At 68.6% G+C, this 13,993-nt stretch carries 16 protein-coding genes; 8 read left to right on the top strand and 8 right to left on the bottom strand.

What is annotated here, in order from left to right; translation table 11 throughout:
* The first annotated feature begins 131 nt into the window (after positions 1–131).
* The 4 genes from ACAH41_RS28930 (at position 132) to ACAH41_RS28915 (ending at position 1,843) form a co-directional block, all read left to right on the top strand.
* Positions 132–779, top strand: a complete 648-nt coding sequence (locus tag ACAH41_RS28930; protein WP_325655440.1) for a DUF2242 domain-containing protein — start codon at positions 132–134, stop codon at positions 777–779.
* Between the two features lie 126 nt (positions 780–905).
* Complete coding sequence (locus tag ACAH41_RS28925) at positions 906–1,259, top strand: hypothetical protein (RefSeq protein ID WP_325655439.1); 354 nt, start codon at positions 906–908, stop codon at positions 1,257–1,259.
* 11 nt (positions 1,260–1,270) lie between these two features.
* Complete coding sequence (locus ACAH41_RS28920) at positions 1,271–1,573, top strand: BrnT family toxin (RefSeq protein ID WP_325655438.1); 303 nt, start codon at positions 1,271–1,273, stop codon at positions 1,571–1,573.
* A 36-nt stretch (positions 1,574–1,609) separates the two neighbouring features.
* A complete protein-coding gene (locus tag ACAH41_RS28915; RefSeq protein ID WP_370538747.1) occupies positions 1,610–1,843 on the top strand; it encodes a hypothetical protein in 234 nt (77 codons plus the stop codon).
* Positions 1,844–1,853: 10 nt separating this feature from the next.
* On the opposite strand, the gene ACAH41_RS28910 is transcribed toward ACAH41_RS28915, so the two are convergent.
* The gene (locus ACAH41_RS28910; protein WP_325655436.1) at positions 1,854–2,423 is read right to left on the bottom strand and encodes a DUF2939 domain-containing protein; all 570 of its coding nucleotides are present in this window, start codon (positions 2,421–2,423) and stop codon (positions 1,854–1,856) included.
* A 25-nt stretch (positions 2,424–2,448) separates the two neighbouring features.
* Complete coding sequence (locus ACAH41_RS28905; protein WP_325655435.1) at positions 2,449–4,719, bottom strand: helicase-related protein; 2,271 nt, start codon at positions 4,717–4,719, stop codon at positions 2,449–2,451.
* 169 nt (positions 4,720–4,888) lie between these two features.
* On the opposite strand from ACAH41_RS28905, the gene ACAH41_RS28900 reads away from it, so the two are divergent.
* From ACAH41_RS28900 to ACAH41_RS28890, 3 genes are all read left to right on the top strand, one after another.
* Positions 4,889–5,881 carry a Bug family tripartite tricarboxylate transporter substrate binding protein gene (locus ACAH41_RS28900; protein ID WP_325655434.1) on the top strand — a complete coding sequence of 331 codons (993 nt, stop codon included), beginning with the start codon at positions 4,889–4,891 and terminating at the stop codon, positions 5,879–5,881.
* Between the two features lie 98 nt (positions 5,882–5,979).
* Positions 5,980–7,086: a molecular chaperone DnaJ gene (locus ACAH41_RS28895; protein ID WP_325655433.1), complete on the top strand. Its 1,107-nt coding sequence runs from the start codon at positions 5,980–5,982 to the stop codon at positions 7,084–7,086.
* Positions 7,087–7,143: 57 nt separating this feature from the next.
* A complete protein-coding gene (locus ACAH41_RS28890) occupies positions 7,144–7,719 on the top strand; it encodes a methylated-DNA--[protein]-cysteine S-methyltransferase (RefSeq protein ID WP_325655432.1) in 576 nt (191 codons plus the stop codon).
* Positions 7,720–7,744: 25 nt separating this feature from the next.
* Here the strand turns inward: ACAH41_RS28890 and ACAH41_RS28885 are convergent, their stop codons facing one another.
* Both ACAH41_RS28885 and ACAH41_RS28880 read right to left on the bottom strand, forming a co-directional pair.
* Positions 7,745–8,104, bottom strand: coding sequence for a hypothetical protein (locus ACAH41_RS28885; RefSeq protein WP_325655431.1), 360 nt, complete (start codon positions 8,102–8,104; stop codon positions 7,745–7,747).
* A 7-nt stretch (positions 8,105–8,111) separates the two neighbouring features.
* Complete coding sequence (locus ACAH41_RS28880) at positions 8,112–8,435, bottom strand: hypothetical protein (RefSeq protein ID WP_325655430.1); 324 nt, start codon at positions 8,433–8,435, stop codon at positions 8,112–8,114.
* 97 nt (positions 8,436–8,532) lie between these two features.
* Between ACAH41_RS28880 and ACAH41_RS28875 the strand changes: the two genes are divergently transcribed.
* Entirely contained in the window at positions 8,533–9,546 is a 1,014-nt protein-coding gene (locus ACAH41_RS28875; RefSeq protein WP_325655429.1) for an LLM class flavin-dependent oxidoreductase, read from the top strand.
* 20 nt (positions 9,547–9,566) lie between these two features.
* Here ACAH41_RS28875 and ACAH41_RS28870 read toward each other — a convergent pair whose 3' ends face one another.
* The 4 genes from ACAH41_RS28870 to ACAH41_RS28855 all read right to left on the bottom strand — a co-directional run bounded on the left by ACAH41_RS28870 (position 9,567) and on the right by ACAH41_RS28855 (position 13,966).
* On the bottom strand, positions 9,567–10,328 hold the full coding sequence (locus ACAH41_RS28870) for a DUF4397 domain-containing protein (protein ID WP_325655428.1): 762 nt from the start codon (positions 10,326–10,328) through the stop codon (positions 9,567–9,569).
* A gap of 169 nt (positions 10,329–10,497) precedes the next feature.
* Complete coding sequence (locus ACAH41_RS28865) at positions 10,498–11,208, bottom strand: hypothetical protein (RefSeq protein WP_325655427.1); 711 nt, start codon at positions 11,206–11,208, stop codon at positions 10,498–10,500.
* Between the two features lie 22 nt (positions 11,209–11,230).
* Positions 11,231–13,171, bottom strand: a complete 1,941-nt coding sequence (locus ACAH41_RS28860; RefSeq protein ID WP_325655426.1) for an AI-2E family transporter — start codon at positions 13,169–13,171, stop codon at positions 11,231–11,233.
* Positions 13,172–13,207: 36 nt separating this feature from the next.
* On the bottom strand, positions 13,208–13,966 hold the full coding sequence (locus tag ACAH41_RS28855; protein ID WP_325655425.1) for a DUF4397 domain-containing protein: 759 nt from the start codon (positions 13,964–13,966) through the stop codon (positions 13,208–13,210).
* Between the last annotated feature and the right edge of the window lie 27 nt (positions 13,967–13,993).

Here is a 13,993-nt window from a genome sequence, read left to right as displayed (position 1 = left end):
GGTCGCACGCCAGTGGGCGGTTTGTGCCCAGGAGAAGCCGTTTGCCCTTGCCTTTGCTCTTGCCCGATGCAGCCCCTTCCCGCCGTCCAGCCAGGGCCGCGGTCCCGCGGGCGGCTGCCTGCGGGCTGTTGATGCTGGCGGTGGCTGGGGCGCTGACCGGCTGCGACACGGTGATTCCGAAGAGGACTTCGGTCTACCAGAACGAGCAGTTCAAGTCGGACGAGACGTTTTCTCGGCTGTTCGACGCGGAGCCGGACGACACCTGCGAGGCGGCGCGGCGCGCGCTGCTGAGCCAGGGTTATGTGATCAACACACTGAAGCCGGACCTGGTCAATGGCAGCAAGCGCTTCCAGCCCGAGGGCGAGGTGCACGTCGAGATCTCGTTCACCGTGGTCTGCACGCCGGAAGGCCGTTCGGGCAAGGTGTCGACCGCCTATGTCAGCGCCATGCAGGACCGCTACGCGCTGAAGAAGAGTGCCAACTCGGCCAGCCTGGGCCTGCCGGCGCTGGGCTCGCTGTCCATTCCACTGTCGGCCAGCGACGATTCGCTGGTCAAGGTCGCCAGCGAGACGATTCCGGCTGGCCAGTTCTACGATCGCTTCTTCATCCTGATGCAACGCTACCTGCGTGAGTCGGTGGGCGACAGCCGGCAGCAGGACCGGGCGACCACGGCAGCCCTCGTGCCGCAACCCCTGACCGCACCGCCGCTGCCGGCTGCGGCCGCTTCGGCGCCTGCCGCAGCGGCATCCGCGCCTGCACCCGCCGCCCCGGCCAATTGAATTGAGCCGGCCTGTGGCACTGGATGTGGCGCCATCGAGACCCATGGCCGTGAAGCCTTTCCTGCGATCACCCGCGCCGCGCTGGACGCCATGCGACATCGCGAGCCGGAAATTGCCTGAATCGGCTTGACCGACCCCAGCGGCAAGGCATTGGCTGCCAACGACGGCCTGCTCGAAGGCGTGGACGTCTCCAAACGTCCCTGGTTCCAGGACGACAAGTCCACGCTGTTCCACGGCGACGTGCATGCTGCCGTGCTGCTGACCCGCGTCGGCGGCGACGAATTCGTGCTGGTCTGCGAAGGCGTGGCCAATCCCGAGCAAATGCAGGTGCTGGCCGACAAGGTGCTCACTGCCCTAGACTCGTGCCAACGAGTCGGAATTTCGATGGGCAAACGCATGCTGTTCAGCAAGTCGTTCAAAGCCGGCACAGGTCTTCGCCAGTGCTGGGCCGCTTCGCGCAAAGCGGAGGGCCAGCGTTGAGCGGTGGGTCGGTGCCTCAGCTGGAATTCGCGTGGAACCCGCAGAAGGCGCGGTCCAACCTGGCCAAGCACGGGGTATCGTTCGCCCAGGCGGCAAGCGTGCTGCACGATGCGCTGGCCCTGACGGTGTTCGACGAAGCCCACAGCAACTTCGAGGAGCGTTGGTTCACACTGGGCCTGGCCAGTGACGGCAAGTTGCTGGCGGTGTCGCACACCCACGATGCGACTGGACCGGACAGTGCCAAGGTCAGGATCATTTCGGCGCGAGAGGCCACCAAGGCCGAGCGCCGGCACTACGAGCAAGAACCGCGCTGACCCGATGAGGGCCAGCCCAGCAGCAAGGTGATGAAGATGGGAACACAAGCCAGCTCGCTCGACGACGACATGCCCGGCGAGATCGACTTCTCAAAGGGCACTCGCGGCAAGTTCCATCAGCCTGGCGCCAAGCTGAGTCTGCCCGTCTACCTGGACGATCAGGTGCAGGCCAAGCTCGCAGCCCTTGCCAGCGCCAAAGGCATTGAACTCTCGACCCTGGTCAACGACTTGCTGCGCAAGGACATCGAGCTGATGGAACTCAGCCGCTGAGGCCCGGCCCTCAGCGCGCCAGCTGAGGCAGCCGCAGTTCGCTCAAGCGCCAGTCGGCAAAGCCGTGGCGCGCCAGCACGAAGGCGGTGGCCTGCTCGCGCGGGGTGCCGGGCTTGAGGGCGAAGGCGACGAAGCGGTCGGCGCCTTCGCGTTCGGTCTGCCACTGCAGGCGCTCGCCTGCGGGCGGTGGCGGGGTGCCGTCTGGCGACGAGGCCGAAGGCTTGTGGTGGTGCAGCGAAGGCAGCAGCCTGCCGTCCTGCATCGCCCGCATCACGGTTTCGGGGCGGACAAAGGCGTCAATGGCCTTGTCGGCGACGAACATGCCCAGCAGGCCGCCAATGGCCGAGCCGACATTGTTGCCGTCCGACCCGCCCATCTGGTCCGCCAGCAGCGTCGAGACCTGGCCTTTCAGGCTTTCGCGCAAGCGCGGGTAGTCGACATGGGCGTTGAAGCTGGCCGCATCACCGGACTTGGCGGCAGACTGCATCTGCCACAGCGTGAGCCAGGGTGATTCGTACCAGTACACGGCGAGGCCGGCGGCAAACACCAGCGCCAGTGCGGCCCAGGTCCTGGTCTTCATGGTCGGTCCGTTTTCCGGCGAGCGCTCAGCGCCGCCCGCCGCGGTTGCCACCACCACCACCGCCGCCGCCGCCACCCCCACGGGCCTGCCACAGCGGCTTCTTCCCCTTGAGCTGGCGCTCGATGCCGTCATTCAGCTCGCTGCGCAGCGCCACCACTTCTTCCAGGTGACCGTAGATGCCGGGGAAGCGCAGGTCCAGCCACAGCCACAGCGTGCAGGCGCGCAGCGTCTGTTCCATGCGGTCCAGCCGGCTGAAACCATCGACTTGGCCGAGGAAGTCCGGCCGGCCTGCCTGACCGGTGCGGGCATGGTGCCAGGCCCAGCCGAAGAACTCCTGAACCAGCGATTCGGTGCGCGTGTCCACAGGGGCCTGGGCATAGATGAAGCGCTCCTTCAGCGTCAGCGTGCCGGCGTTGTGGTCCAGCTCGGCGGCCAGCGCCAGCATCTGTTCCAGCTCGGCCACCTGGAAGTGCGCGTTGTCCAGCTCCAGCTGGGCCATGAAGACGCTCAGCACTTCGTGCAGCTTCTGCTTGCCCAGGCGCTGCGAGATGGTGCTGACATGCCACCAGTTCGGCGCCACCGGGGCCTTGAAGTGCAGCGGCGCGCGCGGGGTGCGCGGCAGCAGGTCCTTCAGCGCGCGCGCCGCACTGGGCTCGGCTTCGTGCAGCACGCCGGTGAAGCCTTCCTCGTGGATGCCGTAGCGACCCGCGCGGCCGGCAATCTGGTGCACCTCGGACTCGCTCAGCACCCGGTCGCCCACGCCATCGAACTTGGTCATGGTGGAGAACAGCACGCGGCGGATCGGCAGGTTCAGGCCCATGCCGATCGCGTCCGTCGCCACCAGGATGTGCGACTCGCCAGTGGCGAAGCGCTCGGCCTCGCGGCGCCGCACCTCGGGCGGCAGCGCGCCATAGATCACCGAGACCGGGTGGCCGTTGGCGCCGATCTGGTCGCGCAGCATCAGCACCTCGCGGCGGCTGAAAGCCACCACCGCGTCGCCTTTCTTCAGCGCCGGAATCGGCACCGGCGCCTTCAGCAGCTCCACATGCTGCTTGCGTTCGAACTGGCGGATGACAGGGCTCTCGCCACACAGCCCCAGCAGGCTCTCGATGGCCGGCACCGCATAGGCCGAGCAGATGATGATCAGCTCGCGCGCCGGCACACCCACGATGGCCTGGGTCCAGGCCCAGCCGCGCGAGGCGTCGAAGATCATCTGCGCTTCGTCGATCACGGCCACGTCCACCGCGTCGCGCGTGCCAACCATCTCGATGGTGCTGGAAACCACGCGCGCGCCGTTGGCCGGCACGTTTTCCTCGCCGGTCAGCAGCGAGCACGGCACGCCGCGCGCCACCAGCCGGTCGCGCCCTTCGAGCGCCAGCAGGCGCAGCGGCGCCAAGTAGGCGCCGTCCAGCGCACCGGCCAGGCGCTCGAAGGCCGAGTAGGTCTTGCCGCTGTTGGGCGGGCCCACATAGAGCGAGACCTTGCGCTTCAACTGCCGCGCCAGCGCGAAGCTGTCCGGGTAGCCCTGGAAGCCCAGCTCGCGGTTCAGGCCCACCATCGTCTGCTGCTCGTTGACCTGGTGTTCCCAGCGGTCTTGCGCGCGGGTGCAGGCGGCCATCAGCTCGTCTGGCCCTTGCGGGCGCGAGCACTCGGCCTGCAGCCGGGCCACCAGCGAGCCCATGCTGCGGCTGTCGCAGAGGTCGCTGCGCTCGGCCAGCGCGTCCAGGTGCCGGGCCAGCGCCTCGGCGTGCGGCCAGGGCACCGCCGGCCCGAGCGAGCCCAGCAGCGCACGCTCGTCGCCATTGCGGAAAAAGGACCACACCGGCTCGGCCGGCAATGGCGCCAGGTAGGCCACCTGCAGCGCCGTGCCATCGGGCCAGGCGTCGCTCTTCAGCGGCAGCGGTTGGCGCATCAGCCGCTCCCAGCCACTGCCCTGGCGGTGAATGCCCAGGACATCCAGCGCCGCGCTGCGCTCGATCAGCACCGCGCGCATTTCCTTGCCGGCCCCGACCTCGTCGAGGTGGCGCAGCGCCGAGTCGATCAGCTCCGGCGCGATCCAGCGGCTGGGCCGGTGGCCAGGCACCGCCTTCTGCAGCTTGATCAGGCCCAGCGTCTCCAGGTGGTTTTCCAGCCCGGGCGCGTCTTCCGGCAGGTAATCCGTCGGCTTGACCACCTGTGGCAGGTTGTAGGCCGCCTGCCGCACCCGCTCCATCGCCTCCGGCGTGACGTGTTCCGGCACGCGATCCACGTGGTGGCGCTGGGGCAGCCGGAGGGAAACGGGGGTGGAATCAGGCATGCAGGACGGAAAAACGAAGCAGGAAATCGGAGGTGCCGCCGGATGAAACTGCCCGGCAGCGGCGCTTGGCATTGTGCCTCTGCGCCGGGCCAATGGCCCTGGCAGCCGCTATGCTCACCCACGACCGCCATGCGAAGCGGCCGGTCACTGCACAAAGAGGAGATTCCCCATGCGCCCCACCCTGTCCCGCCGCCGCCTGCTGCAGGCCGCCCTGCCGCTGCTCGCCGCGCCCGCCTGGCCGCTGGCGCACGCCCAAAGCGCCTATGCCGGCGGCAAGCCGCTGCGCCTCTTGGTGGGCTTCCCCGCAGGCGGTGGCACCGATGCGATTGCCCGCATCCTGGCCGAGCAGCTGAAGGACGAACTCGGCGTGCCGGTGGTCGTGGAGAACAAGCCGGGCGCCGGTGGTCAGCTCGCCGCGCAAACGCTGAAGACGGCGGCGCCAGACGGCAGCACGCTGTTCCTCAGCCACGACCACACGATTTCCATCCTGCCGCAGGTCGTCAAGACACCCGGCTTCGACCCGGCTCGGGACTTTGTGCCGGCCGGCGGTTTCGCGACCTTCGTCAACGCCTTCGCCGTCTCCGGCGGCACGCCCGCCAAGAGCTTCAATGACTACGTCGCCTGGGCCAAGGCACAAGGCGGCAAGGGCTCGGTCGGCATTCCGGCGCCGGCCTCGGTGCCCGAATTCCTGGTCAAGGTCATCGGCCAGAAATACCAGCTGGACCTGGTGCCGGTGCCCTACCGCGGCAGCGCACCGATGATGGCCGACATGCTGGGCAACCAGATCGCCGCCGGCACCGGCTCCATCCCCGACTTCATCGAGAACCACAAGAGCGGCAAGCTGCACGTGGTCGCCGTGCTGGGCAACACCCGCCAGGCCGTGATGCCCGAGGTGCCCACCTTCGCCGAACTCGGCCTGGCCGGCTTCGAGGACGTGCCCTACTACGGCGTGTTCGCGCCCGCCGGCACGCCCAAGGCCACGCTGGACCAGTTCTCCGCAGCCCTCGCCAAGGTCATTGCCCAGCCCGCCGTGCACGAACGCCTTACCGCGATGGGCCTGACGGTCGGCCACATGAGCCCGGAAGCGCTCGGCGCACGCGAGAAGGCCTACACGGCAACCTGGACCCGCATCATCAAGGCGAGTGGCTTCCAGCCGCAGTGAGCGAAGGCACCCGCGTCTGTGCGGTGACCAGCGGGTGCCAGATACGAGCAGGCAGGGTGTCATCGGACAATGCATGGTCCTCTGACATGTCTGAAACCATGACTGACCTCGCCGCCATCCGAATCGTCCCCGCCGATCCCGCCGCGAAGCTGACCCCCGAGCAGAAGCGGTTCAACACCCTGATCCGGCAGATCGAGCAATCGCGCAAGACCCTGGCGGCCTGGCAAGACAACATCGTCCTCTATGCCAAGGCGCACGCGCAGGTGCACGCCCCCTTGCTGGAGGAACAGCAGGCTTTGCAGCGGCGCTGGGCTTTCGCGCTGGATTCGGCGCTTGCACGCAAAGGCTGGACGCGCACCGAGCGCGAAACGATGCGTGAACTCGTCTGCAATGCCGCGGCAGAGCTGCTGCAGGCCAACGACGACGACGCCGAACTCAAGGCGCTGTTCGCCAGGCACGCAGACGTGGACTTCGACACCGACCGCGCGCAAGCATTGCTCGCGATGAAGGACCTGGCCGAGCTGGCGACGGGGCTGGATCTGGGGGATGACGAGGGCATCGCCAGCGAGGAAGACCTGATGCAACGCATGCATCAACAGATGCAGGCGCACACGCAGGCCGCCGATGCCGAGCAGGAGGCCAAGTCATCCCGCAGTCGCAAAAGCGCCGCGCAGCAGCGCCGCGAGGCCGAAGCCCAGCAGGCCACACAGTCGGTGCGCGAAGTCTTCCGCAAGCTGGCCAGCGCGCTGCATCCAGATCGCGAGACCGACGCCGAGCAGCGCACGATCAAGACAGCGCTGATGCAACGGGCCAACCAGGCCTACGAGAACAACGACCTGCTCACGCTGCTGGAGCTGCAGTTGCAGATCGAACAGGTCGACGCCGGGCACATGGCCAACGCAGACACCAAGCGGGTGAAGCACTACAACAAGGTGCTGGCCGAGCAGCTCGCCGAACTCAAGACGGAGATCGGCCAGGTCGAGTTCGGCTTCTGCATGGACTTCGGGCTGGCGCCCGGGCGGGGCTTGAACCCACTCAAGCTGGGCGCGCAACTCGCGCACGAGACCCGGCGCCTGCGCTTTGAACTGGCCGAGATGGCCAGGGAGATCAGCCTGCTCGGCGACGTGGCTGCCACCAAGCGCTGGCTCAAGCTCGCGCGCCAACGGCTGGCAGACGACGCCCTCGACATGGACCCGTTCTTTTGAGCAGCAACGGCATTGGTTTAAAACCCCGCTCTCCGTGACCCCAGAACGGAACAACCCGTGAGCACTTCACTGACAGGCGGCATTGCCCTGTTCGACACGCCCGTCGGCGCCTGTGGCCTGGCCTGGGGCGACGACGGGCGGCTGAGAGGCTGCTACCTGCCGGAAGCCGACCCAGCGCACACGGCGCGCCGCCTGCGCCACCAGTTTCCAGACCCGCCCTGGCACGACACGCTGCCGCCGGCGATGGCGGTGGTCGCCCGGCGCTGGGTGGCGGTGCTGACCGAAGGCAGCCGGGACACGCTGGCGGATGTGGCGCTGAACTTCGATGGGCATGCGCAGTTCCATGTGGCCGTGTGGCAGCTCGCGCGGCAGATTCCGCCGGGGCAGACGCGCAGCTACGGCGAGATGGCCAGGCTGCTGGATCAGCCGCCGGCCGTGGCGCGTGCGGTCGGCCAGGCGCTGGGGCGCAACCCGTTTGCGCCCATCGTGCCCTGCCACCGCATCCTGGCGGCAGGCGGGCTGGCCGGCGGTTTCTCGGCCACTGGCGGGGTGCCGCTGAAGCTGCAGCTGCTGCAACTGGAAGGTGCGGGCCTCGGAGCCGCGGCGTCACCGGACCAGCCGGGGCTTTTCTGAGCACTGCCGGGCCGGCAGACCCGCCTCAATCCACCGATTCTTCGGCCTCGATCACCAGCTTTTGCCGGCGGGTGCCGGGGCCGATTTGCGTGACGGCGCGGATGCGCAGCGCCTGGCCGGCGGGCAGCTCGCGGCGGCAGTGGTAGTCCAGCGAATCGGTGCTGGTGCCTGGGTGGGTGGGCAGGCGGCGGGACCATTCGCGCCGGCCATCCAGTTCCACGCTGAGGGCGTGCCAGGTTTCCGGATCGTGGGACGGGTTGCGCACGACGAAGCGCACGTCGACCTCGAACACGCGGTGCTGCAGCAGCACGGCCGGGATGGTGAGCACGGCGACGTCGCTGTCGCCGGCGTCGAGCGCCCAGCGCTCGGGTCGGTTAGCAGGCATGCGCGGCTCAGCGCGGCTGGCGGGGCAAAGCGGGCGCGGGCGCGTCCGCAGCGGCCGGCACCTCGCGGGCCTGGATGTCGACCACCTCGGCGCTGTTGGCGGACGGCTGGCGGCCAGTGGCCCAGCCGGGCATGCCACGTGCGCCGCGGCCCCAGCGCAGGTTCATCGGCGATGGGCGGCGGCCGCGCAGCAGCGCCCACAGCAGCAGGATGAGGCCCAGCGTGAGGCCCACGAGCAGCAGGATGGCGACGAACACCAGGCCGGCCAGCGTCAGCACCACACGCCGGATGGCCAGCGCCACGCGGGCCAGGAAAAGAGACAGGGAGGACATGGACCGGATTTTGAAGCCTGCGCGGCCATGCGCGGCCGAGAAGCCGCAAAAACCGTCCGCCAGCCAAGGGCAGGCCGACAGGGCCAAGATGGGCGCCATGATTCCTTTGTCCGTCCTCGACCTCGCCCCCATTGCCGAAGGCAGCAGCGCCCGCGAGGCGCTGCAACACAGCCTGGACCTGGCCCAGCATGCGGAAGCCTGGGGCTACAAGCGCTACTGGCTGGCCGAACACCACAACATGGATGGCGTGGCCTGCTCGGCCACGGCGGTGCTGATCGGCCACGTGGCCGGTGGCACGCAGCGCATTCGCGTGGGCTCCGGCGGCGTGATGCTGCCCAACCATGCGCCGCTGGTGATTGCCGAACAGTTCGGTACGCTGGCCACGCTGTACCCCGGCCGCATCGACCTGGGCTTGGGCCGCGCACCCGGCACCGATGGCCCCACCGCCCGCGCGCTGCGCCGCGGCCCGACGGCCACGACCGAAGACGACTTCCCGCGCGAGGTGCAGGAGCTGATGGCCTACCTGGCCGACGCCAAGCCCGGCCAGGCAGTGCGCGCGATTCCCGGCATGGGCACGCACGTGCCGGTGTGGCTGCTGGGTTCCAGCCTGTTCAGCGCACAGCTCGCCGCCTGGCTGGGCCGGCCGTTTGCATTTGCCTCGCATTTCGCGCCGGACCTGCTGCTGCAGGCACTGGACGTGTACCGCGACAGCTACAAGCCCTCGGCCGAATGGCCCAAGCCGCACGCGATGGTGGGCGTCAACGTGATCGCGGCCGACAGCGACGCTGAAGCGGCGCGGTTGTTCACCTCGATCCAGCAGCGCTTCCTGGGCATGCAGCGCGGCCAGCGTGGCCCGCTGCCGCCGCCCATCGACCCGGCGGAGATGGAGGCCATGTGGCAGCCGCATGAGAAGCACAGCGTGCAGCGCATGCTGGCGGCCAGCGCGGTGGGCGGCGCGGAGACGGTGCGCGCGAAGCTGCAGGCCTTGCAGAAGGAAACCCGTGCCGACGAGTTCATCGTCGCCGGGGCCTTGCATGCGCACAGCGCCAGGCTGCGCTCCTACGAGCTGCTGGCGCAGGCCTGGCCACTGGACCGGCAGCCAGCCGGCTGAAGCCGGCCGGCGGCTGATCTTCAGGGCAGCGTGTTGGCAAGCACGACGTTGTCCTGCGTGCTGCCATGGCGCACGTCGAGCAGCTGCACGTTCAGGCCGTCGTCGCTCGGCAGGCTGATCAGCAGTTCATCGTCGTCGTCACCCACGGTCATGCTGGCGCTGTAGAACGGCGTCTTGGAGCCGGCGGGCGTGAGGCGAACCTGGTAGGTGCCGCTGCCGATGAAGACCGAGTTGGCGCCTGAGGCCGGCACCACGGCCTGGCTGGCCACCGAAGCCATGTTGGGCGAGACGGTGGCAAGGTCGGTGCCGGGCGGCGTGATGTAGACGTCATAGGTGCCCGTCAGCGGCGAGCCGTTGAGGATGCGCACGCGGGCACGGTTGGAGTCCACCGGCTTATCGTAGGGGTCCGAGATCGTCATCAGCTTGTAGCCGGTGCCGTCCGGCAGGGCCACCAGCGTGTAGTAGGTGGCGTTTTCGGTGTTCAGCGAGGTGGTCGCCAGCACGGCGCCGGTGGTCGAGTCGTGGATGGCCCAGTCGGAGGTCACGCTGGGCGTGTCGTAGTACTTGGAGGTACCTTCATAGGCCTGCACGCCCGCGCTGGACTCGTAGTCGCCCTTGCGGTAGAGCGTGAGGCTCGGGCTGCCGGGCGCAGCGTTGACAAAACGGGCCTGGGCGGAGCCGAGGTTCAGCGAGTCGGCAGTGTCACCGCCGCCGCAGGCGGACAGCGCGGAGACGGTGAGCAGGGCGCAGCCCAACAGGGCAAGTTTGGAGCGAATGGTCATGGGACAGCCTCTCGTTGTGATAACGGATGAACAGCGCAGGCGCGGTGTTCGCAGTGCTGAAAGTAGACCGTTGACGCCGCCCGCAGGCGTGTGAGTTGCTGCCGCACGGCCTTGTAGGCGCAGGCCGGCAATCCGTGTTTCAGGCTGTGTCGTACCGAGCGGCAAGGTGTCAGTCTTCCAGGCCGGCGCGTGAACCTTCGCCGGGCCGCGCCTTCAAGAGGCTTGTCGGCATTGCCGCTTCCATTGCGGCGCGGGCGCGGGTCCAGCTGGCCGCGCCAAATGCCGCCAGTCGCTGGCTCGCGGCGTCAGGCTGATCGGGCCGGTAGACATGGTGGTCGACCGCAAACCGCAGCGGCAGCGCCTCCAAGGCGCAGTTGCCTGCGGGCCATATCTCGACGCCCTCGGGCACGAAGGGTTCGAAGTCCATCAGCGCCCGGCGCGTGATGTCGCCCGTGAGGTGCAGCCGCACGGCCTGGGCGCCCGACTGGATCGCCTGCAAGGCTTCTCGCAGCGAATAGACGTGCGGGACCACGAACAGGCGCAGGCGCAGCCCGAGCAGCAGCAACTCGGGCTCGAAAGCCTGCGCCACCACCAGGCGACCGCCCACATGGACCACGTCCAGCACCTGCGACGCATCGTTGACGCCGGTGGCGCCGACCACGCAGTCGGCCGGGAGCGCGCGCACCAGTTGCTGCAGCGTGGCCAGCGTGGCGAGTCCCGCCCACGGCACGGCCATCACACGGAACCCGGCGGCGTAAAGCGCCATGCCGGTGCGAGCGGCGTCCTGGGCGCGCAGTCCGGGCAGCGTGACAAGCAGCGGCAGGCCCGAAGGCCAGGTCTGCGGCACCCACGGCGTCATCTCGTTCAAGGGTGTGTCCATGATCTGCTCCTGAGTGGCCGAATCACATTTGGTCCCGGGCCTGCTGCATGGCGAGGTGGGTCGCGCCGACTGCCAGGTGGGTGCGAACCTCACCAGCGATGCGCTCAAAGGAGTGGCCCATGCCGTCGACCGATTCGCGCAGGGCATTGCCCAGCAGCTCGGCCTCCGGCCCAGGCAGCAGCAAGGCAAATCGAGCGGCCTGCGGCGCGATGGCGACCAGGCGTTCGCCAAGCCATTCACCTGGCCCTTGCTCACCACGCGCTGCCATGCTGACGATGCAGACAGCGCCGATGGCCGCGGCAGGCGGCAACGCCGCCTGCTGCGAATCCAGGTCCGGCGGGGTCAGGTGATGGGCGTCCAGGTCGAGGCTGCGCAGGATGCGCACCATCAGCTCGGTGGCCAACTCGTCGCCTGGCAAACCCATGCCCACACAAACGACGCTGCGCATTGCGGGCGCGGCCAAGGAGGGCTGTTGAATGACCGCCTTCGGCCGTGCACGCTCACGCGCCAGACGCTTGTGGCGCAACAGCAGGCCTGAACTCAGGCCCTCCGCCTGTGCATCTGGCTTGGGACGGCCGGCCGCCATCACGGGCTCACGCCGGGCGCCCTCCAGCGCCTCCACCACATCGACCACGGCCGACCGGATCCTGGCCTGCTGGCGCAAGCTGATGGCGCCAACTTCGAAGTCACGCCCACCCAGCTGCATCGCGGGCATCAGCACCGCGTCGCAATACGCGGCCAGCGTGCGGCGTTTCATGAAGCCCTTTGCATCGCCGATGATCTCGTCGGAGTCCCCGGACAAGGCCCGTTGGTAGAACTTCTGCGCCATCGTCAGCGCCGGGCCGTTGCCCAGCAGGATGTCGAGGAAGCCCAGTGAGCTGGCGTGGCGCCCGGCCACGGCCAGGCACAGCATCAGCGGTGTGGAGATGAGCACGCCAACAGGCCCCCAGAGCAGGCCCCAGAACAGCGTGGCCAGGATGATGGACAGCGGCGACAGCCCCGTGGCCCGGCCGTACAGCCGGGGCTCGATGAGCTGCGAGGTGACAAGCTGCACAGCCGCAAAGGCTGCCGCCGTCATCAGCACCAGATGCCAGCCGGCAGAGGCGCCTAGCGCCAGCCCCATGGCCAGCAGCGCCGCCAGGGGCACGCCGGCAAACGGCACGAAGCGCAGCACGGCCGTGAACGCTGCGGCGACAAAGGCTTCGGGCAGGCCGATCAGCGACAAGGTCATCCAGACCGCCACGCCCACGCCCAGGTTGACGATGAACAGCCGGGCCAGGTAGCGCGACAGCCGCTGCGTCGCATCGTCAATGGCGGCCGTGGTGGCGCGCAGGTCCGCTTGGCCGATCAGGCGGATGAAGCGGTCCCGCAACGAGGCCCGCTCAAGCAGCACGAACACCATGACGATGCCCACCACCGCCGTGCTGACCATCGGGCCCCACAGCCAGGCCAGCAACTGCTGCAGGCGGCGAAGCGGCGTGGTCATCGGCACCATGCGCGTTGCAGACGGCCCCACGGCGACGGCCTGCAAGGGCCTCGCCTCGCCGGCGCCTGGCTGCTGCGCGTCCAGCAGTGCGTCGGCCGCGTCCCAGGTCCTCTGCAGCGGCAGCAGCGCACCCGAGCGCAAGGCGTCCAGGTTGGCGCTCAGGTTCGCCTGATAGGCCGGCAAGCGCTCGGCCATGTGCAGGGCATGGGTGCCGATCAGCACCAGCAGCCACACCACCGCCAACACCACGGAAGCCACCGCCGCGAATACCGCCGACCGCGGCCCCAGGCCCAGATGACGCAGCATGCGCACCCAGGGCGTCACTGCGAAGCTGAGCACCACGGCCAGCGTCACAGGCACCAGGATCGCCCGGCCGAAGTGAAGCAGCACCAGCCCAGCGGCGAGCGCCAGGATGACGATGGCGGTCTGCAGCACGGGCGGCACCGCGCGCGGGGCTGCATCGGCAGGACGTGACATGGTGGGCGGCCTCGCGGGTCTTGCCGTTGCGGAGTGTCAGCCTCCCGCTTCGTTCAGGATCTCGGTGTTCGACTGCGTCTTGCCAGCCGGGATGTCGAGGATCTTGACCTCGCCGCTGGCGGCACCGGGCAAGGTGATCAACAGCACGTCGTCGTCGTTGCCCAGCTTGAAGGTGCCGGAGAAGAAGACGGACTTCGAGCCTGCGCCGGTGAGGCGAATCTGGTAGGTGCCGTCGCCGGTCATGAAGGAATCCGAGCCGGAGGCAGGGCTGGGCATCTGACCGGCGACGCCGGCCATCGCGGGCGTGGCGCTGCCGATGTCTGCGCCCACCGCGGTGATGTAAACGTCGAAGCTGCCCACCTCCGGCGTGCCGTTGACGATGCGCACCCGGGCCCTGTCGGAATCCAGCGGCTTGTTGTAGGGGTCGGAGATCTGCAGCAGCTTGTAGGCGCTGCCGGAACCCGGGAGGGCGACCAGCGTGTACAGCGTGCCGTTCTCGACGCGCATGGACGTGACGCCCAGCTGCGTGCCCGTGGTGGCGTCGCGCGCGCTCCAGTCGGAGGTCACGTTGACGGTGTCGTAGTACTTCGATGCACCTTCATAGGCCTGCACACCGGCCTCGTTTTCCATGTCGTCCTTGCGGTAGAGCGCAAGGCTGGGGCTGGCCGGCACGGCGTTCACGAAACGCACCTGGCCAGGGCCGACATTCAGGGATTCGGCGGTATCGCCACCGCCGCAGGCGACAAGAGCGAGGACGGTGCTGCCGAACAGGGCGGCCTTCGAGAGGAAGTTCATGCGGGTGTCCTTGAAATGAGGAGCAAT

Origin of the sequence: Ideonella sp. (genome assembly GCF_041287625.1) — a bacterium.
Lineage (GTDB): Bacteria > Pseudomonadota > Gammaproteobacteria > Burkholderiales > Burkholderiaceae_C > Ideonella.
Note: the sequence above shows the minus strand (reverse complement) of the source record. Positions and strands in the feature narration are given on the sequence as shown.